Annotated in this window: 17 protein-coding genes; 10 read left to right on the top strand and 7 right to left on the bottom strand. The window is 48.8% G+C overall.

The window, feature by feature from the left end; genetic code table 11:
• Positions 1-92 precede the first annotated feature (92 nt).
• From H6G00_RS04410 to H6G00_RS04445, 8 genes are all read left to right on the top strand, one after another.
• Complete coding sequence (locus tag H6G00_RS04410; RefSeq protein WP_190795776.1) at positions 93-1,586, top strand: NAD(P)/FAD-dependent oxidoreductase; 1,494 nt, start codon at positions 93-95, stop codon at positions 1,584-1,586.
• Between the two features lie 52 nt (positions 1,587-1,638).
• Positions 1,639-2,694, top strand: coding sequence for a glycosyltransferase (locus tag H6G00_RS04415; protein ID WP_190795777.1), 1,056 nt, complete (start codon positions 1,639-1,641; stop codon positions 2,692-2,694).
• Between the two features lie 12 nt (positions 2,695-2,706).
• A complete protein-coding gene (locus H6G00_RS04420) occupies positions 2,707-3,927 on the top strand; it encodes a glycosyltransferase family 4 protein (protein WP_190795778.1) in 1,221 nt (406 codons plus the stop codon).
• Entirely contained in the window at positions 3,924-5,387 is a 1,464-nt protein-coding gene (locus H6G00_RS04425; protein WP_190795779.1) for an MOP flippase family protein, read from the top strand. The genes H6G00_RS04420 and H6G00_RS04425 overlap by 4 nt, the downstream gene beginning before the upstream one ends.
• 72 nt (positions 5,388-5,459) lie before the next feature.
• Positions 5,460-6,377 carry a glycosyltransferase gene (locus H6G00_RS04430; RefSeq protein WP_190795780.1) on the top strand — a complete coding sequence of 306 codons (918 nt, stop codon included), beginning with the start codon at positions 5,460-5,462 and terminating at the stop codon, positions 6,375-6,377.
• Between the two features lie 176 nt (positions 6,378-6,553).
• The gene (locus tag H6G00_RS04435; protein WP_190645612.1) at positions 6,554-6,835 is read left to right on the top strand and encodes a DUF6679 family protein; all 282 of its coding nucleotides are present in this window, start codon (positions 6,554-6,556) and stop codon (positions 6,833-6,835) included.
• A 74-nt stretch (positions 6,836-6,909) separates the two neighbouring features.
• Positions 6,910-7,332 carry a thioesterase family protein gene (locus H6G00_RS04440; RefSeq protein WP_190683395.1) on the top strand — a complete coding sequence of 141 codons (423 nt, stop codon included), beginning with the start codon at positions 6,910-6,912 and terminating at the stop codon, positions 7,330-7,332.
• A 4-nt stretch (positions 7,333-7,336) separates the two neighbouring features.
• The gene (locus tag H6G00_RS04445; RefSeq protein WP_190795781.1) at positions 7,337-8,197 is read left to right on the top strand and encodes an alpha/beta hydrolase; all 861 of its coding nucleotides are present in this window, start codon (positions 7,337-7,339) and stop codon (positions 8,195-8,197) included.
• Between the two features lie 127 nt (positions 8,198-8,324).
• Here H6G00_RS04445 and H6G00_RS04450 read toward each other — a convergent pair whose 3' ends face one another.
• From H6G00_RS04450 to H6G00_RS04480, 7 genes are all read right to left on the bottom strand, one after another.
• A complete protein-coding gene (locus H6G00_RS04450) occupies positions 8,325-8,561 on the bottom strand; it encodes an HNH endonuclease (RefSeq protein ID WP_190795782.1) in 237 nt (78 codons plus the stop codon).
• A 46-nt stretch (positions 8,562-8,607) separates the two neighbouring features.
• On the bottom strand, positions 8,608-8,937 hold the full coding sequence (locus H6G00_RS04455) for a KGK domain-containing protein (RefSeq protein WP_190795783.1): 330 nt from the start codon (positions 8,935-8,937) through the stop codon (positions 8,608-8,610).
• Between the two features lie 89 nt (positions 8,938-9,026).
• The gene (locus H6G00_RS04460; RefSeq protein ID WP_190795784.1) at positions 9,027-9,335 is read right to left on the bottom strand and encodes a KGK domain-containing protein; all 309 of its coding nucleotides are present in this window, start codon (positions 9,333-9,335) and stop codon (positions 9,027-9,029) included.
• Between the two features lie 6 nt (positions 9,336-9,341).
• Complete coding sequence (locus tag H6G00_RS36540) at positions 9,342-9,599, bottom strand: KGK domain-containing protein (RefSeq protein WP_190795815.1); 258 nt, start codon at positions 9,597-9,599, stop codon at positions 9,342-9,344.
• A gap of 302 nt (positions 9,600-9,901) precedes the next feature.
• On the bottom strand, positions 9,902-12,433 hold the full coding sequence (locus H6G00_RS04470) for a dynamin family protein (RefSeq protein WP_190795785.1): 2,532 nt from the start codon (positions 12,431-12,433) through the stop codon (positions 9,902-9,904).
• A gap of 177 nt (positions 12,434-12,610) precedes the next feature.
• Positions 12,611-12,964, bottom strand: a complete 354-nt coding sequence (locus H6G00_RS04475; protein WP_190645619.1) for a response regulator — start codon at positions 12,962-12,964, stop codon at positions 12,611-12,613.
• Positions 12,965-13,076: 112 nt separating this feature from the next.
• Positions 13,077-13,376: a hypothetical protein gene (locus H6G00_RS04480; protein WP_190645620.1), complete on the bottom strand. Its 300-nt coding sequence runs from the start codon at positions 13,374-13,376 to the stop codon at positions 13,077-13,079.
• A gap of 489 nt (positions 13,377-13,865) precedes the next feature.
• Between H6G00_RS04480 and H6G00_RS04485 the strand changes: the two genes are divergently transcribed.
• Both H6G00_RS04485 and H6G00_RS04490 read left to right on the top strand, forming a co-directional pair.
• Positions 13,866-19,685 carry a HAMP domain-containing protein gene (locus H6G00_RS04485; protein WP_190795786.1) on the top strand — a complete coding sequence of 1,940 codons (5,820 nt, stop codon included), beginning with the start codon at positions 13,866-13,868 and terminating at the stop codon, positions 19,683-19,685.
• 660 nt (positions 19,686-20,345) lie between these two features.
• Positions 20,346-21,920 carry an ATP-binding protein gene (locus H6G00_RS04490; RefSeq protein WP_190795787.1) on the top strand — a complete coding sequence of 525 codons (1,575 nt, stop codon included), beginning with the start codon at positions 20,346-20,348 and terminating at the stop codon, positions 21,918-21,920.
• The last annotated feature ends 14 nt before the right edge of the window (positions 21,921-21,934 follow it).

The raw sequence follows: 21,934 nt of genomic DNA on the forward strand, positions 1-21,934 counted from the left end.
ATAAGCATCCATTTCTACAAATTCAGACTAGATGTTCGCCAAGGTTTTACGCTCGACGCTGGTCAACTTTAAAGGATATTGGAGAAGGATTGATGAAGCATTACCCTGTTGCAATTCTGGGAGGCGGTCCAGCTGGGTTGACTGCTGCATACCAATTAGTCAAGCAAGGTATCCAGTCTGTTGTGTTAGAGAGGTCTGACAAGGTTGGTGGAATTTCCAGAACCGAAACCTATAAGGGCTATCGGTTTGACATTGGTGGGCACCGATTTTTCACTAAAGTGACTGAGGTTGAGCAATTTTGGCACGAAATTCTGACAGACGACTTCATCAAAGTTCCTCGACTGTCCCGAATTTATTATCAGGGCAAGTTTTATAACTATCCGCTCTCTTTGTTTAACGCACTAAGTAATCTTGGTGTTGTCACCAGTTTCATGATTTTGGTGAGTTATCTCAAGGCAAAGCTAAAAGCAAAGCTGCGACCTGGAAACGAACCAGAAACTTTTGAAGAATGGGTAATTGACTGCTTTGGCTATCGCCTTTACCGCATCTTCTTTAAAACCTACACCGAGAAAGTGTGGGGCATTCCATGCGACAAAATTCGGGCAGACTGGGCTGCTCAGCGAATTCAGGGGATGTCTCTCAAAAGAGCGGTAATCAACGCAGTATTTGGCAGTCAAAACGCCAAGAGCCTAATCAAAGAATTTGACTATCCACGGCTTGGTCCAGGCATGATGTGGGAACGCTGTCAGGAAATTTTGGATAGCAAAGGCTCTCCAGTTGAGCTACACACATCGGTACTTCGGGTAGAGCGCGAAGGAACCCGCATCAAAAGTATTACAGCGCAGAGAGGCGATCAGACCTTTCAAATTGAGGCAGATCATTTTGTCTCCACTATGCCTGTCACAGCACTGTTGCATCGGCTTGATCCACCCCCGCCTGAGCAGGTTCTAGAGGCTGCTAGAGGGTTAAAATATCGGGACTTTTTGATTGTATCTCTGGTCGTCAACCAACCAGATCTATTTCCTGATAACTGGATTTATATTCATAGCCCAGAGTTTAAGGTTGGCAGAATTCAGAATTTTAAAAACTGGAGTCCAGAAATGGTGCCTGACAGCAGGAAGACCTGCTTGGGCATGGAATATTTTTGCAGCGAAGGAGACGACCTTTGGGAAATGTCAGATGCAGATTTAATCAAGCTGGCAAGCCATGAGGCGGTTGAGTTAGGGTTAGGAGTCAATGAGGGTGATGTGGAAGATGGAACGGTAATTCGCCAACACAAAGCCTATCCGGTTTACGACGGGGAGTATCGCCAACACTTACAGGTGATTCAAGATTACTTGGAAACATTTGAAAACCTGCAAACGGTTGGTCGCAATGGAATGCACCGCTACAACAATCAAGACCACTCGATGCTGACAGCGATGTTGGCAGTCCGGAACATTCTAGGTGAAAAGCACGATCTGTGGAATGTAAATACGGAACGGTCATACCACGAGGAGTTTACAAAGCAGCAGTGGTCAAGCGTTCAGGAGCAATTTAAGGAGGGGCGATCGCCCATTGAAGCAACAGTGGTAACTCCTAGTTGAAATCAAACATCCCTTAAATAGTTGTACTAACGATTCAAGGAGCGTAGACATCATGTCAGAGCCGCAAGTTACGATCGTAGTTACACCTCGTGAGCGATTTAGCCATACTCGTGAGTCGTTAGAGAGCATTTATGAATACACAAAAGTTCCGTTCAAACTTGTGTATGTAGATGGCAATTCCCCGACAAAAATTCGACAATATCTGGAAGCAAAGTCACAGGAAAAGGGTTTTGAAATTATTCGTACTAACTACTACCTTTTCCCTAACCGCTCCAGGAACCTAGGACTAGAACGGGTTGAGACTCCGTATGTCGTGTTTGTAGATAATGATGTCATCGTAACCTCGGGCTGGCTAGAAGCACTAATTCAATGCTCGGAGGAGACTGGTGCTACCGTTGTCGGGCCATTAGTGTGTCAAGAAGAACCTGTTCATGAGACGATTCACTTTGCGGGCGGTGAGTCACGGATTATTTGCGACATCAAAGGGAGACTTCGCTTGCGCGAAAAAATGTATAAGCAAGGGCGACGCGTTGCAGATATTCGTCCTCAACTTCAGCGCACTCAAACAGAGTTATCAGAGTTTCACTGCACATTAGTGAAAACTGAAGTTTTTAGGCAAATTGGTTTTTTCGATGAAGCCATGCTTAACACTAAAGAGCATGTAGATTTCTGTATGGCAGTTGCTCAGGTAGGGGGGACTGTGTATTTTGAACCAGACAGTGTTGCAACTTACGTACCCGGCAAACCCCTAAAGTGGACAGATTTGCACTTCTATATGCTGCGTTGGAGTGATGCCTGGGAGTTAGCTAGCCTTAGCCGAATGCAAGAAAAGTGGGGGTTAGCAGAGGATAGCTATTTTAAGCAAAAGTACAAGGCACTGGGTTGGAGAAGGCGCGATACAATCCTTTTGCCCCTCATTCAGAAAATTACCTTTGGTATTAAACATCGATTTCTCCAAAAGGTTTTGATGTATGGCTTGCTTGCTCCTGTAGAAAAGAGGCTTAATCGCTATCTCACGACACAGTACGCTAAGCAACATTTGCAGCAGCAACAAGTTCAAGCTCCCACACACTCTAAAATCTTAGAGACAGCTACATCCAGAAATTAGCTACGTAGCCGAATGAAGATTCTTCTGCTCCACGATTACGGTACAGCGACGGGAGGGGCTGAACTGCAAATGTTGTCTCTGCGGCAAGGATTGCGCGATCGCGGACACGATGTACGTCTTTTCTCCAGTCGAGTCATACCCGTGTCAGGGAGCCCATTACTCTCTGACTACCATTGCTTTGGCAGCAACACGCGGCTTCAAGTCTTGTCTCAAACTGCTAATGTTTCTGCCTACTTAAACCTGCGTCATGCCTTAAATACTTTTTGCCCTGACGTTGTCCATGTCCGCATGTTCATGTGGCAACTTTCGCCACTCATTCTCCCTCTACTCAAATCTGTGCCCTGCCTCTATCAAACAGCAGTCTACAAGGCGATTTGTCCGCTAGGAACTAAAGTTTTACCCGATGGTCAACCTTGCCAGCATACAGCAGGAGTCAGTTGCCTGCAGCACTGTCTGTCACCTCAGGCTTGGGTGCCTTTGATGTTGCAGCGACAGCTTTGGTTACGTTGGAAGGATGCTTTTGACCTGGTTGTCGCCCTCAGTCATGCAATGAAAGCAAAGTTGGAAGCAGAGGGAATTAGACCGGTTGAAGTGGTACACAATGGCGTATCTGAGCGTCCTATGCGATCGCCCCTCACTCACCCTCCGACTGTAGTGTTTGCCGGACGGTTAGTACCAGAAAAAGGGGTGAACGTTCTACTGCAAGCTTTTGCTCAGGCTAGACTGCAAGTGCCCAATGCACGACTGTGGATTGCAGGACAGGGTACTGAAGCAATGAATTTGCAAACCTTGGCGGCACAACTCAAAGTAGAGGATTGTGTAACCTGGCTTGGACATTTACCTCACGCTCAGCTTGAGAAACAATTTGAGCAAGCCTGGGTACAAGTTGTACCTTCTTTGTGGGAAGAACCCTTTGGTAATGTGTCAACCGAGGCAATGATGCGCGGAACGGCAGTAATTGCCAGTGCTGTTGGGGCACAGCCAGAAATTGTCAGCGATGGCACAACGGGCTTTTTAGTGCCACCGAATGACGTTCATGCACTCACTGCTGCACTATTGCGTCTGTTGCAAAATCCATCTCTAGCAGAACAAATGGGACAGGCTGGACGCAAACATGCATTCACTCACTTTAGTGAAAATCGACGCACCGATCGCTTTGTAGAGATTTATCAGCAGATTCAAGCAACAGGAAAGCACTCCCAGGGATTGAATCCATTCAAAGCTATCTCATGAGCATCAAACAAAAAGCGATCAAAGGTGTAGTCTGGTCTGCTATTCAAAGCTGGGGTAGCCAGGCAGGATCACTAATTGTTTTTTTGGTGCTAGCTCGTTTGCTATCCCCTGAAGCCTTCGGGTTAGTCGCGTTGGCCAATATATTTTTGGCATTTATGCAAATCTTCCTAAATCAGGGATTTGCTCAAGTCATTGTGCAACGGCAGAACTTAGAACCAGAACACCTAGATACTGCTTTTTGGACTAATCTTGCAATCGGCATCTTACTCACAGTTCTGGGGTTAACAACTGCTGATCGGGTTGCTGCCTTGTTTAGTCAGCCTCAGCTCACGCCAATCGTACAAGGATTCTCTCTGCTGTTTTTAGTTACTTCTTTTGGCAACATTCAGCAAGCTTTGTTGGAGCGGAACCTAGCTTTTAGAGCGATCGCCATTCGTTGGCTAGTCGGAACTTTAGCTGGTGGCTGCGTAGGTGTAATCATGGCAGTTTATGGCTTTGGCGTTTGGAGCCTCGTGAGCCAGCAGTTGGTGCAAGACCTGGTTGGCACCTTAATTCTGTGGGTTGCGAGTGATTGGCGACCAAGGTTTAAAGCTTCACTCAAACATTTTCAGCAATTGTGTAGTTTTGGAATCAGTATTTTAGGGTTCAATCTTTTAAATTTTTTAAATACACGAGCAGATGACTTTCTCATCGGTTATTTTTTAGGTTCAGTCGCTTTAGGCTATTACACGATCGCTTATCGAATATTAGGTGTAATGACCCAACTGTTGGTCAATACCAGCAACCAGGTTGCGCTACCAACCTTTTCGCGACTGCAAGAAGAACCTGAGCTTTTCCGTAAAGTATTTTATACTGCGACTCAACTCACTAGTCTAGTTGCTTTTCCTACATTTTTAGGTGTAGCTACCCTTGCACCCGAACTAGTTGTACTACTGTTTGGCAATCAGTGGCTACCTTCAATTCCCGTGCTGCAAATTTTGTGTTTTGCCGGAATGTTGCGGGCAATTAACTTCTTTAAAGGATCTGTGTTTATTGCAATGGGTAAGCCCGCCTGGACACTCTGGTTTGGCTTGTTAAATACAGCAGTCAACTTGGTTGGCTTTGCTATATCCGTGCAATGGGGAATTGTTGCAGTTGCCTCTGCCTACGCGATTCGGGGATATTTAATTTTTCCGATCAATCAATGGGCAGTTAGCCGATTAATCAAAACACCAATGCTCACTTATCTCAGTCAGTTTACGGCTCCACTTGTTAGCTCGTTAGTAATGGCAGGTTTTATCTTAGGCTCCAAACAATTACTTCAAAATTTACTCAACTCTCAAGCACTCTTAGTCGTTTGCATTCTGCTCGGAGCAATAACGTATAGCCTGAGTATCCGATTACTTTCGCCAAAGTTATTTAAAAAACTGCTGGGTATTCTTCACTTAGCTTTGTCAAAAACAAAGAGCCAAGGGGCTTAGTCAAATTTCGTTAGTTTGCTGCGTAAGTTTTGGTTATATCCATCAGCTACATCCAACACTAAACCTAGTTCTATGACACAGCATCCAATTTTCTCGATTATCATTCCCACTTACGCTCGTCCAGAGCGGTTGACAAACTGTCTGCAGGCGATCGCCCAGCTTGACTACCCAGGCGATCGCTTTGAGGTCATTGTTGTAGACGACGGTAGCCCAACTTCAATGGAGGCGGTAGTTGCTCCCTTTCGCGATCAACTACACCTGACGCTGATTCAACAAGTTAATGCGGGCCCCGCCAAAGCCCGCAACGTGGGTGCAGAACAAGCAAACGGGCAGTTCTTAGTTTTTACTGACGACGACTGCGCTCCCGTCCGGGACTGGTTAAAAGCCTTAGAGTCCCGCTTCACCACGACCCCTAACTGCATCATTGGAGGCCGCACCCTCAACGCTCTGCCCAACAACCTCTATTCCACCGCCAGTCAGGTTCTGATTGATTATTTGTACAAGTACTACAGCGTTGAAGGCGATCGCTCTAGCTTTTTTGCGTCTAACAACATTGCCCTGCCTGCTGACCAGTTTCGGGCCCTGGGTGGCTTTGATACGAGTTTTTCCCTAGCAGCGGGAGAAGATCGAGAATTTTGCGATCGCTGGCTGCATCACGGCTACCTTATGCTTTACGCCCCAGAAGTGCAGGTCTATCATGCTCACAGCCTCACCTTACCCAAGTTTTGGCAACAGCATTTCAACTACGGGCGAGGCGCATTCTGCTTTCACCAGTCCCGCGCTCGACGCAACGTAGAACAAATCAAAGTCGAACCGCTGTCCTTTTACTTCAACCTTTTGACCTATCCGCTATCACAAACCTCTCCACTTCAGGGATTACTAATTTCAGTCTTGTTTCTTCTGTCGCAGCTAGCAAACATCACTGGCTTTCTTTGGGAGCGGGCTCAGGTGACCCGAACTCGCCCCGTAGTTATTCCAAACAGGCTGTAAATCTAGCTAAAAGGGGTTTACAACCTACTCATTTCACAACAAATTTAGAACTGATTTGGCAACTTCGCTAAAAATTGACCCAAAAACCTTCAGCAGATCGGATATACTGATTGACCAACTGACAATTTGGGTAATCTATCCCTGGACAGATTTTTGCTAAAGGTAATTTCACCCTTATGGAAGACAAGCTAAAAGAGCTGATTGGACAGTCCAACGTCTGGCTTTACATTGAGAGCAGCAAAGGCTGGGTCAAAAATGCGGAGATTTTAGAGGTGGTCAATAAAACGGTCACATTCCGCTACGAGCACGAATCTGAAAGCGAGAAGCGGACTTGGGAAAAGACCACACGGATTAAGAATATCTCCGAAATCGAAGTGAAGCTGTTGTCCCTTCCCAAGGAAGACCTTCAAGTCACCGCGCTGAAAGACAGACTATCTAATCTCCTGGGTCAAGACTAAGATATGACCTCGTAGTAGCGCATCTTCGGTAGCATGGGAGGGCAATCCTTGAAACGGGGCAACTGAGCCAGTCCATGCAGCCATATAAAACCCAGCTACGGGTGCGCTACCACGAAATGGACGCACTGGGGCATGTCAACAACGCCGTCTACCAGCACTATCTAGAACAGGCGGCGATCGAACACTCAGAACACCTGGGGCTTAACCTCGATCGCTATCGCGAACTGGGTGGCTGGTTTGTGATGCGACGAGTGGAGCTTGACTATTTGCGTCCGGCGATCGCAGGCGACATCCTCGAAGTCACCACTTGGCTTCAGGAAATGCGCGGGACTCGTGCTATCCGGCGTTATGAGATTCGTAAGCAGGGTAGTGATGACCTATTGCTCAAAGCAGAGGCACTGTGGGTCTGGGTCGATGCGATCGCCATGCGTCCACGCGCAATTCCCGATGTTTTGATTGCCGCCTTTGGGCAACTTGCTCCCGCAGCCAAGGAGTAACTCAATGCAATCCCTAGAAACCTGGCAACACGACTACATCATCAGTAATGGGATTCGGCTGCATTATGTGACTCAGGGGGAAGGTCCGCTGATGCTAATGCTGCACGGCTTTCCTGAATTCTGGTACTCCTGGCGCAAGCAGATTCCCGAGTTTGCTCAAGACTACAAAGTCGTGGCACTCGATCTGCGGGGTTACAATGATAGCGAAAAACCCACAGACCAGTCTGCCTACGTCATGTCTGAGTTTATCAAAGACATAGAAGGCGTGATTCGTGGGCTGGGCTACGATCGCTGTGTGTTAGTGGGGCACGACTGGGGTGGGGCGATCGCCTGGAATTTTGCCTACGCCCATCCTGAATTGGTAGAAAAGCTAATCATTCTGAATCTACCCCATCCCGCCAAGTTTGCTGAAGGTCTACGCACCCCCCAGCAGCTTCTTCGCAGTTCCTACATCTTCTTCTTCCAAATTCCCTGGCTACCCGAACTGTTGGTGCAAGCCTCTGGCTACCAAATAGTTACTGCGGCCCTAACCGGAATGGCTGTTAACAAAAGTGCCTTCTCTGACGCAGATTTAGCTGCTTATAAAGAAGCCGCCGCTAAGCCCGGTGCCCTGACCGCCATGATCAACTATTACCGCAATCCATTTCAGCAGGGAATCGTCAACCAGGAATGGGGCGTTTTGGATGTGCCAACTCTGATGATTTGGGGCGAAAACGACACGGCTCTGGGCAAAGAACTGACCTATGGTACGGAAGCCTATGTCAGAGACTTTCAAATCCGCTATATTCCCGACTGTAGCCACTGGGTGCAGCAAGAACGCCCTGACCTGGTAAATCAATACATACGAGAATACCTGGCTAGCTAGTCAGATCTCAGTCATTACTCCCCGTAGGTTGGGTGAAGCAAAGCGTAACCCAAAGAGACCGAGGCGATCGCCTAAATTCCGCACTGTAGCCCCCAGCTTAAATTAGAAGACCCGCAATTAAGCAGGTTCAAAAATCAAACCCACGCCGAAACCGTGGGTCAAATTTGTGTCGCTTACTCGAATTGCAAGAACAACAAAGCGTTTGCAAGTTGCTGATGTCGTTGGAACCACCTTTGGCAAGCGGAATAATGTGATCTACCGAAAGTTTGGTGCTAGAACCACAGCTTTTACACTGGTGCTGATCGCGTTCCAGCACGTATTTCCTAACTTCTAACGGAATCGAAATTCGGGACGTTTTACTCATCTTGAAATTAAGAATTTAGAGTTCTAACGTGCTGATGGCGATCGCCCTAATCAACAATAGTTCGTCGAATATCATCAAGCGGTGATTCAGGTTGAGAACTTGTTTCATCGTTTTCTCCTGAAGGATTAGTCAAGTCGGGTTCATCAGGACAAAATTCTAAAGACCATCTAACTTTTCCTTTTTGCCAACCCTGATTTAAACTCAAAACCTCACAGTCCATACCCTCACCCAACCACTCTTTATGTTCTCCAGTATGATTTTGTATTGCTTCTAGTAACTCTGTTACTTTGAATGTGGTGTGATAGATTAACCTACTGACATTTTCTTTAGAAGAAATTACTGCATTTTGATCTAGTCTTTTGAATTTACTGTTCATTTTCCTCTAGGGACTTCAGTGATGATTCATTCTTGAAAGTGTTTTACAATTTTGGTTCTGTTGGGTTACGCTATGCTTCACCCAACCTACTAGAGGATGGTTTGGCGGATGTCGTCTAGGGGAGATTCAGGGACATCCAGGCAGAATCCTATGCTGACTCTAATTTTCCCTTTTTGCCAGTTTCGTTCACCAAATTTCAGGACTTCACAGGACATTCCTTGTGAGAATAGGTGGCCTTCTTCATGAGATAGTAACCGTTGGGCGATCGCCTTCACAAACTCAGTGACTCTAAGAGTTGGCGGCAAATCCAAATACTGCAAAAGTTTAGCAGATTCTACTGATAAAACTTCGTCACGGTTCAGTAGATCAAAGTTGTCTTGGTGTTGGGTTTCTTGCATAAAATTCTATTCTTTGTCTTCAACTATCATTTGACGAATGCTGTCCAAAGATGATTCTGGCTGAATAGTTTCCGAAATATCGCTTTCATCTTCTTCTAAGAATTCAAGCTCTTCTACATAAAATTCAACCTCGACTTTAATTCGAACCTTTCCTACTTTCCAACTGTCAGAACCAACCTGAAGAATTTCGCATTTTATGCCGGAATCAAACCACCTGTTATGATCATCAGTTCTATTATTGAGAACTAAAATTTTTAGATCTATTTAAATTCCTTTACTTTTAAGTTCATTGCTAAACTGGCTTGCCAGAGAACTGATAAATCTACTGCTTTCTTAAATTCCCCAACTTCGTATGTGGAATCGCCCAACACCAACACATCGTCATTTCCGCAGTTTCATTTTTCAAACTTCTCACTCATGGTAATTTTGTTCAGTTACAAATAAATGCTTGAAAGGTGAGTGTAGTTGAAGCAAATTTCTCCGGAGAGGGCGTAGCATTCGGGCGGAAATTTCTGGTTTGTTCTAGGGTTAATTTACCGAATGCTGCACCTCTACAGTTTTTTGAGCTATGGGGTTGATTTTTCAAATAGCTTTTGATGTTCTGCTTCTGCTAAAGAGGCGATCGCCCCATTCGCTTCAGCAGTGACATTAGCTTCAAGCACGTCTGAGACTTCTAGCTGAGGAGATAGGTCTGGGGTTTGTAGAGGCAGGAGCAGATCCGACCCGTTAATTTCTGGTAGCTTTTTGCGATCGAGATGCATAGATTCGAGGCAGGTGTTGATGCCTGCGATCGCCTTGTTGTAGACCGCAATTTTTTGCTCAACTTCAGCTTGCTTGCGGCGATTGGTTTTGAGTTTTTCCTCGGCTTCTTTATCGAGGATTTGAGAGAGGTAAAGCCGCGCCTGATCATACTGCTGCAAGATTGCTTCTGCTTGTTGGCTTGCACTGGTTAGTAGGTGATAGTTGAGCGTTTGGTTAATTGTTTGGCGGAAGGTGCGCATTACCGTTTCTTTCACTTTTTGCTCAAAGTCGAGCTTGAGCAGTTGGCGAATGGCGGGTTCAGCTTCAATCATGTTTTGGTAGTCGTAACCCCGGCAAGCCTGTTGCAGGGTTTGGCGCAGTTGCCACATGGAGCAGGTGCCCTCTGTGTAAAACTCGGGACGCTCACGCACATAGCGATCGCACTCCGTCCGGGCTTCGTTTACCACAGCTTTTTTCACTTGCTCCAGCAGCAGATTCAGGTTGCGCTCAATGCTGTCGTCGTTTCCTAGCAGGCGATAGAGGTTGCGGTAATATTCCTGCTGCTTGACGCGATCGGTGAGCCGATGAAAGAAGTTGGTGACGACCTCAACGGCAGATTCGACCAGTACATCTTCTAGCCCGTTTGCCAGGTAGTAGAAAGCCTCGGTCAAAATGCCCAACAGTGGCACAACGGAGTTACGTTTGTGGCTTGCCTGAGCCCGTTTGTGGACTTCGCCTACCGAGAAAGTGTTGAGCAATTCGTCTAGACGGCTAACCATTCTGGCTTTGAGTTTGAGGAAATCGCGCTCCAGGACAGAGTTGCTGTCGCTGGCGATCGCCTCATTCACTTCCCGCTCAATGTCTTTCTGGAACGCATCTCCAACCTGCTTTAGCTCCTTGCTAAGTTGCCTGAGTTCTTGTTCCTTGATTGCCTCAATGTCTTGCGGTTGGCTTTCCAATTCTCGCCAGGTTTCCAGGTAAGACTTCCGCAAACTAATGCAGAGCGGCTGCAGGTCGTCTGCCAGGTTTGCCAGCAGCAGAGGGCGCTTTTCTTCAGTTAGGTAGCGAGTTACTGCGGTACGAAATTCTTCGATGCCGCTGTCTAGAATCAGTTGCTCAATCAGCGGATCTCCCTGTTCGCTGAGAATTCGCACATAGTTTTCGTTGGGCGATTCGTAGCTTTTGACATCAATGCGGAAGCGATCGGCGGGTAGCTTGCCAGAGCTGGCGCAATAGCGGTTAAACTCGCTGACAAATTGCGGTGTTTCTTCGTGTGCGTTAGTGTCCTGAACGTTCTTAGCAAAGAGGGTATCCAGCCCAAAGCGATCGCCCCTTCCTGCTGCTTTAATCTGACTGCCGTAGAAGCCCAATAGTCCACTGGTTCTATAAACGCGGCTAGAATCGCGGAACTGTTCTTGAATCAGGTTATCGAGTCGCTGCCGCAATTGGGTGTTGTACCAGGTTTCATCGACGCGGTTAAAGACGTAGAAGAGGCGATCGCGAATACCGGGATTAGAACGAGTTCGTTCTAGCAGATCGGTTTCTTCAGTGGTCATATCGCCTGCCGACGCGGGTTTCAGCACACAGACAACGGCGGACGTATCTGAGTCTTCAATTTTGCGATAGGTTAAGTCAGCATCACGCTTGACGGGGGCATCAATTCCCGGTGTATCAATCAGAATGTTGCCATCTTTGAGCAAATCATGGTGACAGTAATATTCCACCCGCTTTAGTACAGCACTGTTGCTGCCTCGACGGGCATAGCTAGCGGCTTCCTGAAGCGTCGAGAAGTTGAAATGCTCCATTGAATAGGTCGTGTTGCTGACCGTATTAATGTGGTCGCGGTTGTTGAGCAATCCTTCGATCAGAAAATGGAGAGCGCTGGCTTGTTTCGCCCGTTCTGACTTACTCTCTCCACCTTCCTGGTGAATGATTTCCCGGCATTTTCGCCGCAGCAGATCCACCACTTCCATTTGATTGACGTTCACCGATGCAGTCAGTCCTAATCGCTGACAAAGGACGCTTGCCTGCTCTCGAATTTCTGCCTCACTCAGGAAGGTCAACACCACCCGCTCTTTGCCTGGTTCTGCATAAGCAATCTGACATTCGGTGCCAGTAGCATGCCCTTCAGCGCTGTAGAGCAATTCTCGCTCCAGCAAAGCGTTGATCAGCATCGATTTTCCGGCGCTAAATGCTCCCGCGAACACGATCTCAAAAGTGGGGGCGATCGCCTTTCTTAAGGACGTATGAATCGCGGTCGTGTTTTGTTGCGATCGCAGCGAAGGTTCCTGGTTGAGCAATTGCAACAGTGCATCAACTTGCTCTTGCAGACTTTGGCAGGAGGGCAATTCGTCCATCGGTAGTGGAGTCCTTATGTGGGAAATGCTTGACGATAAAGAGGGATACCTTGCCCAGCATTCCCACTCCACATTTCAAGATTGAAGTGGTGGTACGGATTTCAACCCATACTGATAGAAAATTCAGACCTCGCAGCTAGCTGAGTACTCTAAACTTGCCGCAGTACAACAGCAAACTCATGACAATACAGCTTTAATTCGAGCTAACAATTCACTGGTGTTGAAAGGTTTAGTGATGTAGTCGTTTGCACCTGCTTCTAGCCCCCAGGTTTTGTCAATGTCCTGGTCTTTGGCTGAGAGAATCACAATTGGCACATTAGAAAAGGCCCGAATGCGCCAGCAGACCTCCATGCCGCCGACTTCTGGCAGCATCAGGTCAAGCAAAATCACATCGGGAACTTGCTTATGAAACTGCTTAATTGCGGTTGCTCCGTCTGAGGCAGTTGTAACGTCATAGCCTTCTTTTCGTAAAGCGTAGCTGAGGCTATCTCTTAAAGGAGCTTCATCATCTACGATTAATACGTGTGGCATGGTTCAGATGAGTTTTTAACTTTTGTATCCTCTCTGACATTTTATCCTTAATGGTAGTTGTCACCTACTTCTAAGGTAGTGACCATTTTGTTCCTGAGCGGCTACAGCCAAGCTATTGAGCTCGGAGGTCTGCCATCAACAGATTGATCCGCTCTGCCACATCCGCTTTTCCTTCTGGGTCAGCATTATGCAAAAAAATATCGAGAACAAACCAGCGGCAAAGAGCAGGGTCAATTTGTACCAGGTTAAGCATGACTGCGTTTAAAACTTCTGTCACCAGGTCATCAGGAAGCCGGCGAATTTCGTCGCAGATGGCGATCGCTTCTTCAGTTTTCTGGGTTTCTCTTGCCGCCACCATTACCTTAACCACTGCATTAACCAGCTTGCCTAAGTCATTTTCCAAATCGTTCATGTTTTGAGAACTGTTAATAATCGCTAAGTTGATCAAATTCAAAATAAATTTATGTAAGAAGGCGGAAACACGGCACACCACGCTTCCGCCTTCACCATAATTTTTTCGTGAATCCTAACACGGGAGTTGAAACAGTTTCCACAGCAATAAACCCCTTATCCTCCCTTTTCCGTGGAAAGAGCTGTACTAGTGAAAACAGAAAGAAACGGCATCTATCTTTTGGCAGAGATGTTTCTTCCTGTTCCTGCCCGATAATATTTGAGGAGTGAGACTTGCCCGACAAGTCTTTATTTCTCCGCGCTCAACAGTGATCAGACAAGAAATGTCATTGATGTTACCGAACCAATCGAAGAACTGGAAAAGTGTCTTAGTAGGAACGCTTTCCAGTTAGCATGGGTCATTGTTGTAACCTCACGTTTCAACCTCAGGTGCATTAATCTCCTTGCTACTCTCACTTAATTTGCCTCACGTCTTAATAAGGATTAAGCCATGCCGACCGTGACAGCCAACAGTGACACTGACAATCTTGACCCCAAGCAACTTTTAAGAGTGCTGACTGAGGTAAAGAAAGGAAACTTTTCGGTAAGAATGCCTAATGACCAAACGGGCATTTCTGGAAAGATTTCTGACACGCTGAATGAAATCATAGAAATGAATCAGCGCATGGCTCAGGAGTTGGAGCATGTCAGTACGGTAGTGGGCAAAGAGGGCAAGATTGACCAGCGAGCTTCTTTGGGCAATGCCACAGGTTCCTGGACAGCGTGTGTTGAGTCGGTCAATACCTTAATTACTGACCTGGTGCAGCCTATGGAGGAAACCACCCGTGTAATCCGGGCGGTTGCTAGTGGTGACTTGTCACAGTCGATCGCCACTGAAATTGAGGGACGACCGCTGCGAGGTGAATTCCTACAAACCGCGCAAATCGTCAACACGATGGTGGGGCAGCTCAATTCCTTTGCCTCTGAGGTGACGAAGGTAGCTAGAGAGGTGGGCACCGAAGGCAAACTCGGTGTACAGGCAGAAGTGGAAGGCGTTGCCGGAACCTGGAAAGACCTCACCGACAGTGTGAACTCAATGGCGGGCAGCTTGACGGCGCAGGTGCGAAATATTGCCGAAGTCACAACGGCGATCGCCAACGGTGACCTCTCCAAGAAAATCACCGTAAATGTGAAAGGAGAAATCTTAGAGCTGAAAGACACGATCAATGTGATGGTGGACCAGCTCAACTCCTTTGCCTCTGAGGTAACGCGGGTCGCGCGAGAAGTTGGGACAGAAGGCAAACTCGGCGTACAGGCAGAAGTCCGAGGCGTTGCCGGAACCTGGAAAGATTTGACCGATTCCGTCAACTTCATGGCGGGCAGCTTGACGGCGCAGGTGCGGAATATTGCTGAAGTCACGACGGCGATCGCGAACGGCGACCTCTCCAAGAAAATCACAGTAGATGTGAAAGGCGAAATTCTGGAGCTAAAAGACACGATCAACGTGATGGTCGATCAGCTCAACTCCTTTGCCTCGGAGGTAACGCGGGTCGCGCGAGAAGTAGGAACGGAAGGGAAACTCGGTGTACAGGCAGATGTAAAAGGTGTCGCCGGAACCTGGAAAGACCTCACCGATTCGGTGAACTCGATGGCAGGCAGCTTGACGGCGCAAGTACGAAACATTGCGGAAGTCACGACAGCGGTGGCAAACGGCGACCTGTCGAAGAAAATCACCGTGGATGTGAAGGGCGAGATTCTGGAGCTAAAAGACACGATCAATGTGATGGTGGATCAGCTCAACTCCTTTGCCTCGGAGGTAACCCGGGTCGCGCGAGAAGTGGGAACGGAAGGGAAACTGGGTGTACAAGCAGAAGTCCGAGGCGTAGCCGGAACCTGGAAAGACCTGACCGACAGTGTGAACTCAATGGCGGGCAGTTTGACGGCGCAGGTGCGAAATATTGCCGAAGTCACGACAGCGATCGCGAACGGCGACCTGTCCAAGAAAATTACTGTTCAGGTCAAAGGCGAAATTCTTGAACTGAAAGACACGATTAACACGATGGTCGATCAGTTAAGCGGCTTTGCCTCAGAGGTAACGCGGGTGGCGCGAGAGGTGGGTTCAGAAGGCAAGCTGGGTGTGCAGGCAGACGTGCGCGGTGTAGCCGGAACCTGGAAAGACCTCACCGACTCCGTCAACTTTATGGCAGGCAGCTTGACGGCGCAGGTGCGGAACATCGCCGAAGTCACGACAGCGGTGGCGAACGGCGACCTGTCCAAGAAAATCACCGTCGATGTGAAAGGTGAGATTCTTGAACTGAAAAACACGATCAACATCATGGTTGATCAGTTAAACTCCTTCGCCTCTGAGGTAACGCGGGTGGCGCGAGAGGTGGGAACAGAAGGAAAACTGGGTGTGCAAGCCGAAGTCCGAGGAGTAGCCGGAACCTGGAAAGACCTCACCGACTCGGTGAACTCGATGGCGGGCAGCTTGACCGCGCAAGTGCGGAACATCGCTGAAGTCACGACAGCGGTGGCGAACGGCGACCTGTCGAAGAAAATCACGGTGGATGTAAAGGGCGAAATCCTCGAGCTGAAAAACACGATCAACACGATGGTGGATCAGTTGAGCGGCTTTGCTTCTGAGGTAACCAGGGTGGCGCGCGAGGTAGGTTCAGAAGGCAAGCTGGGTGTGCAAGCCTATGTGCGCGGTGTAGCGGGTATCTGGAAAGACCTGACTGACTCCGTGAACTTCATGGCAGGCAGCTTAACAGCGCAGGTACGAAACATCGCCGAAGTGACCAAAGCGGTGGCGAACGGCGACCTGTCGAAGAAAATTACGGTGGATGTAAAGGGCGAAATCCTCGAACTGAAAAACACGATCAATACGATGGTGGATCAGTTAAATTCCTTTGCCTCTGAGGTAACGCGGGTGGCAAAAGAGGTAGGCACGGAGGGAATTCTGGGCGGTCAGGCAGATGTGCGCGGTGTAGCCGGAACCTGGAAAGACCTGACCGACTCGGTGAACTCAATGGCAGGCAACCTCACCGCCCAAGTGCGAGGCATCGCGAAAGTCGTGACGGCGGTGGCAAACGGCGACCTGAAGCGAAAGCTAATGCTGGAGGCGAAGGGCGAGATCGAAACCCTGGCAGACACAATCAACGAGATGATCGATACGCTGGCGACCTTCGCTGACCAGGTAACGACGGTGGCGCGGGAAGTAGGGATTGAAGGAAAACTGGGTGGTCAGGCAAAGGTTCCTGGTGCGGCAGGTACGTGGCGCGACCTGACCGACAACGTGAACGAACTGGCGGCAAACTTGACCACACAGGTGAGAGCGATCGCCGAAGTAGCAACTGCTGTGACCAAGGGCGACTTAACCCGGTCGATTTCCGTTGCCGCAGAAGGCGAGGTGGCGATCCTCAAAGACAACATCAACCAGATGATCGCCAACCTGCGCGAGACGACGCAGAAAAACACCGAGCAAGACTGGCTCAAGACCAACCTGGCTAAGTTCACTCGCATGTTGCAGGGGCAACGCGACCTGGAAACAGTGTCCAAGCTAATTCTGTCGGAACTAGCTCCCCTGGTATCGGCGCAGCACGGCGTATTCTACTTGATGGACGGTGGCGAACAGCAAGAAGCTTGCCTGAAGCTGCTCAGCACCTACGCTTACCGAGAGCGCAAGCATCTAGCCAATCGCTTCCACCTGGGTGAAGGACTGGTGGGTCAGTGCGCTTTAGAAAAAGAGCGGATCTTGATTACCGAAGTACCTCATGACTACGTCAAGATCAGTTCGGGTTTAGGGGAAGCTTCACCGCTGAATCTGGTGGTTCTGCCCGTTCTATTTGAAGGGCAGGTAACGGCTGTAATTGAGCTAGCTTCCTTCCGCCGCTTCAGCGAAATTCACCTCACTTTCTTTGACCAACTCACCGAAAGTATTGCGATCGTACTCAACACGATCGCCGCCAGTATGAGAACCGAGGAACTGCTGAAGCAGTCCCAATCTCTGACCGAAGAACTCCAGAGCCAGCAAAAGGAGCTAACCGACACCAACAAGCGACTAGAGCAACAGGCTCAGTCACTCAAGGCATCGGAAGAACTGCTGAAGAGCCAGCAAGAACAGCTTCAGCAAACCAATGAGGAGCTAGAAGAAAAAGCTGAACTGCTGGTACTGCAAAACCGCGAAGTGGAGCGTAAAAACAGCGAGATTGAACAGGCTCGACAATCTTTAGAGGAAAAAGCTGAACAGCTTGCCATGACCTCAAAGTACAAGTCTGAGTTTCTGGCTAATATGTCCCACGAATTACGCACCCCGCTAAATAGTCTGCTGATTTTGGCGCGGCTGCTGACTGAGAATAATGACGGCAACCTCACCAGTAAACAGGTTGACTATGCTCGCACCATCTACTCTTCTGGCAACGACCTACTTGGCTTAATCAACGATATTCTCGACCTGGCAAAAATTGAATCTGGCACTATGTCGGTGGATGTCAGCCAGATTCACTTTAACGATCTGCGCGACCAGATTGAGCGAACCTTTCGACAAGTGGCCCAGGACAAAAAGCTGGAGTTTTCGATTGAATTCGCCGAAAACTTACCTTCGGCACTTTACACCGATCCCAAGCGACTCTTGCAAGTATTGAAGAACCTGTTGTCTAACGCCTTCAAATTTACTGAGCAAGGGCAAGTGTGTCTGCGGGTTGGGGTGGTGAGTCAGGGCTGGAGTTCTCAGCGATCGCCCCTCTCTAGAGCTAACTCAGTAATTGCCTTCTCAGTTACCGACACGGGCATTGGCATTGCCCCTGAAAAGCAACGCCTGATCTTTGAGGCCTTCCAGCAGGCAGATGGCACAACCAGCCGCAAGTATGGCGGCACAGGGTTGGGGCTATCGATTAGCCGAGAAATTGCTCAGATGCTAGGCGGAGAAATTTCTCTAGTCAGCCAACCGGAGCAGGGCAGCACATTCACCCTCTATTTACCCCAGACCTATGTAAGCCCAGAGGACAAGCCCCAGGACCCCATCACCAGAACCCTCAGAAACGCTGAGTTGGTAACCACCTCTATCAGCTCTAGCGGACTAACAAGCCTATCGCTTTCTGGCACCAGTAGCTTGCCTGCCGCCGATATCGAAGACGATCGAGGCAACATCGAACCGGGCGATCGCGTTCTCCTGGTGATTGAAGACGACCTCAACTTTGCCCGAATTTTACTCGACATGGCGCGATCGCAGGGCTTTAAGGGCATCGCCGCCAGCCGCAGCGACGTAGGACTGATGCTCGCGAAAGAGTTTAAGCCCGCTGCGATCATGCTCGATATTCGTCTACCTGTGATGGACGGTTGGACGGTACTCGATCGGCTAAAGCGTGACCCTGAGACTCGCCATATCCCTGTTCACATGATGTCGGTCGAGGAAGGGAAGCACAAGAGCTTGAAGCTAGGGGCGATCGCCTACCTGCAAAAGCCCGTCAGCAGTGAATCTCTGTCAAATGCGCTGACCGACATCAAGAGCTTCATTGATCGTCCAGTCAAGCATCTGTTGCTGATCGAAGCCGATGAAATGCAGCGGCACAGTATCGTAGACCTGATTGGCAACAGTGACGTTAGCACGACCGCCGTCAGCAGCGGCTCCGCTGCCATCGAAGCACTGCAATCAGGGCACTTTGACTGCATCGTGCTAGACATGGGCTTGCCCGACATCTCTGGTCTAGAACTGCTGGAGCAAATCCGCCGTGAAGCCCCTAACGCCAATTTGCCCATCGTTATCTACGTCGGCAAAGAACTGTCCGCGCAAGAGGAAATTCAACTTCAGCAACTTGCCGAAACGACCGTCGTGCGAGAAGTCCGCACCCCCGAACGGTTGCTCGATGAAACGTCTCTATTTCTGCACCGAATTCAAGCCAACCTGCCTGCCCCCAAGCGGCAGATGCTAGAGCAGTTGCAGAAGTCTGACCCCATCCTCGCCAATAAAAAGGTGCTGATTGTAGATGACGACATCCGCAACATCTTTGCCCTAACCAGCGTGCTAGAGCGCTATCAAATGCAAATCATTCATGCTGAAAATGGGCGAGATGGCATTGCGCTGCTGCAATCTATGTCAGATGTTGACCTGGTATTGATGGACGTGATGATGCCTGAAATGGACGGTTACGAAACCATGCAGGCAATTCGTCAGGAAGAGCGTTTCAATGATCTTCCGATCATTGCCCTGACGGCAAAGGCGATGATGGGCGATCGCGAGAAATGCATTGAAGCGGGCGCATCTGACTACATCACCAAACCCGTCAACACGGATCAACTGCTGTCGCTGCTGCGAGTTTGGCTGTATCGGTAGGGACGAGGGATGGCGATCGAAGGCTAATGATTCGGGAGGGGCGGTTCGCGAACCACCCCTCCGTGGGTTTGTGGCTTATAAAAGTAGAAATTGCTGTGAATGGGTATTAGATGAATTGACGAAGCTTTGACGAAGCTTTGAGGTCTGCCAATGAACCTCCAAGGTTCACAAACGAAGCTTTGAGTCTAATGATATAAACCCTGGAGCTTCGCCGATGAAGCTTTAGAACTCGTGAATGAAGCTTTGAGCTTCGTAAATAAACCTTAGAGCTTCACCAATAAAGCTTTGAGGTTGGCGAATAAATCCCTCATGTTCACCGACGAATTCTTACAGCGGGTTTCACTTGGATAAACCACAATCTTTTGTAAGGGCGAACGGCCGTTCGCCCCTACGATGTGGCTGACTCATCTGAAAACGGCTGTAAGCTGCATGAATGAACTTCCGAGCTTCGCGAGTAAATCTTTGAGCCTATGAACAAATCTTTAACCCTGACCGATTAAACTTTGAGTTTAGCGAGTGAATCTTTAAGCTTGGTGAATGAGTCTTCTAATTTGTTGAGTAATTGAGGTGGGTTGGCGAGTCCTTTGACACAATGTCCTACCGTTCTGCATCCCCAATCCCTGATCGCTAGCCCCCAATTTCCAAAACTGGCGTAAGTTCATGCAGTCTGAAACCCAAGTCAATATTCTCCTGGCAGATGACGAACCGGAAAACTTAATCGCGCTAGAAGCTGTGTTGGAAGGGTTGGGGCAAAACCTGGTTAAAGCCAATTCGGGCGAAGACGTTTTGCGATACCTGCTCTATCAGGATTTTGCGGTAATTTTGCTGGACGTGCAGATGCCCAAGCTGGATGGATTTGAGACGGCGATGATGATTCGCCAGAGAGAGCGATCGCACCATACCCCAATCATTTTCCTCACGGCCTTTAGCACCAGCGATAGCCTCATGTGCAAAGGCTATTCTCTGGGGGCCGTAGACTATTTGTTTAAACCGATTGACCCGGTCATCCTGAGTTCTAAGGTGTCCGTCTTTGTAGACCTCTACAAGAAAACGTTAGAAGTCCAGCGCCAGGGCTTAGAACTAGCAGCCATCAATGCCGAACTGCGGCAGAGCGAAGAGCGATTTCGCACGCTCAGCGCTTGCTCTCCGGTTGGCATCTTCCTCACCGACATAGAGGGGCACTGCACCTACGCCAACCCCCGCTGTCAAGAAATTTGTGGCTTTAACCTGCAAGATAACTCCAGTCAAGGCTGGCTGGACTTTGTCCACCCCGAAGATCAGGAAAGGGCGATCGCCAACTGGCTGACTCATCTCCGAGACGGACATGAATATTCAGATGAATTTCGGTTGCAGCGACAGGACAGTACTTGCTGGTTGCATCTCCGCTCCTCTCCCATGCTTTCCAATGTGGATACCTTAGTTGGACACGTCGGCACTCTGGAAGACATCACTGAGCGCAAACAAGCCGAAACCGCCCGCGCTCAGATTATCCAAGAGCAGGTCGCCCGTCGCGAAGCAGAAACCGCCAATCGGCTAAAGGATGAATTTCTAGCAGTGCTTTCCCACGAACTTCGCACTCCCCTGAACGCCATCCTGGGCTGGTCGCGTCTGTTGCTAACCAAGGACTTTGATGCAGAAAAGACCCTTCGCGCTTTAGAAACCATCGAGCGCAACGCCAAATCTCAGGCAGAGTTAGTCGAAGACATTCTAGATGTTTCCTTAATCATTCAAGGGAAACTGCGTCTTCAACTTCAGCCCATTGACCTGATTCAGCTCATTACAAGCGTGCTAGATTCCCTTCACCCCATTGCTGAATCTAAGTCAATTCAGTTTGAAACTGAGTTTGATGCAACTGCCGCAAATACTGCGGGAGACTCAGGACGGTTGCGACAAATCTTACGAAATCTGCTGTCTAATGCGATCAAATTCTCACCAGAAGAGGGCAAGATCAGAGTTCGTTTGACCAAACAGCAAGATGACGAGAAAAGCTTTGCTCAGATTCAAGTGATCGATCACGGCATCGGCATTGAACCCGATTTTTTGCCCTATGTATTCGATCGCTTCCGTCAGGCAGACAGCAGCACCACCCGATCTTATAGCGGCTTAGGCTTAGGACTGGCGATCGTCCGCCATCTCACTGAGCTACACGACGGTACCGTTCAAGCTGAAAGCGCAGGCGAAGGCAAGGGAGCAACATTCACCGTTAACCTGCCGCTCCTCGAACAGCCAACCTAGCTCACATCGTAGAT

It is taken from the genome of Leptolyngbya sp. FACHB-541 (assembly GCF_014695875.1).
Classification (GTDB): domain Bacteria; phylum Cyanobacteriota; class Cyanobacteriia; order Elainellales; family Elainellaceae; genus JAAUTN01.

Coding starts and splice junctions, on each gene's coding strand:
- H6G00_RS04485 (WP_190795786.1), top strand. CDS start 13,866: ATGCCGACCGTGACAGCCAACAGTGACACTGACAATCTTGACCCCAAG.
- H6G00_RS04475 (WP_190645619.1), bottom strand. CDS start 12,964: ATGCCACACGTATTAATCGTAGATGATGAAGCTCCTTTAAGAGATAGC.
- H6G00_RS04410 (WP_190795776.1), top strand. CDS start 93: ATGAAGCATTACCCTGTTGCAATTCTGGGAGGCGGTCCAGCTGGGTTG.
- H6G00_RS04450 (WP_190795782.1), bottom strand. CDS start 8,561: ATGAGTAAAACGTCCCGAATTTCGATTCCGTTAGAAGTTAGGAAATAC.
- H6G00_RS04425 (WP_190795779.1), top strand. CDS start 3,924: ATGAGCATCAAACAAAAAGCGATCAAAGGTGTAGTCTGGTCTGCTATT.
- H6G00_RS04440 (WP_190683395.1), top strand. CDS start 6,910: ATGCAGCCATATAAAACCCAGCTACGGGTGCGCTACCACGAAATGGAC.
- H6G00_RS04430 (WP_190795780.1), top strand. CDS start 5,460: ATGACACAGCATCCAATTTTCTCGATTATCATTCCCACTTACGCTCGT.
- H6G00_RS04435 (WP_190645612.1), top strand. CDS start 6,554: ATGGAAGACAAGCTAAAAGAGCTGATTGGACAGTCCAACGTCTGGCTT.
- H6G00_RS04470 (WP_190795785.1), bottom strand. CDS start 12,433: ATGGACGAATTGCCCTCCTGCCAAAGTCTGCAAGAGCAAGTTGATGCA.
- H6G00_RS04445 (WP_190795781.1), top strand. CDS start 7,337: ATGCAATCCCTAGAAACCTGGCAACACGACTACATCATCAGTAATGGG.
- H6G00_RS04455 (WP_190795783.1), bottom strand. CDS start 8,937: ATGAACAGTAAATTCAAAAGACTAGATCAAAATGCAGTAATTTCTTCT.
- H6G00_RS04460 (WP_190795784.1), bottom strand. CDS start 9,335: ATGCAAGAAACCCAACACCAAGACAACTTTGATCTACTGAACCGTGAC.
- H6G00_RS04415 (WP_190795777.1), top strand. CDS start 1,639: ATGTCAGAGCCGCAAGTTACGATCGTAGTTACACCTCGTGAGCGATTT.
- H6G00_RS04420 (WP_190795778.1), top strand. CDS start 2,707: ATGAAGATTCTTCTGCTCCACGATTACGGTACAGCGACGGGAGGGGCT.
- H6G00_RS04480 (WP_190645620.1), bottom strand. CDS start 13,376: ATGAACGATTTGGAAAATGACTTAGGCAAGCTGGTTAATGCAGTGGTT.
- H6G00_RS04490 (WP_190795787.1), top strand. CDS start 20,346: ATGCAGTCTGAAACCCAAGTCAATATTCTCCTGGCAGATGACGAACCG.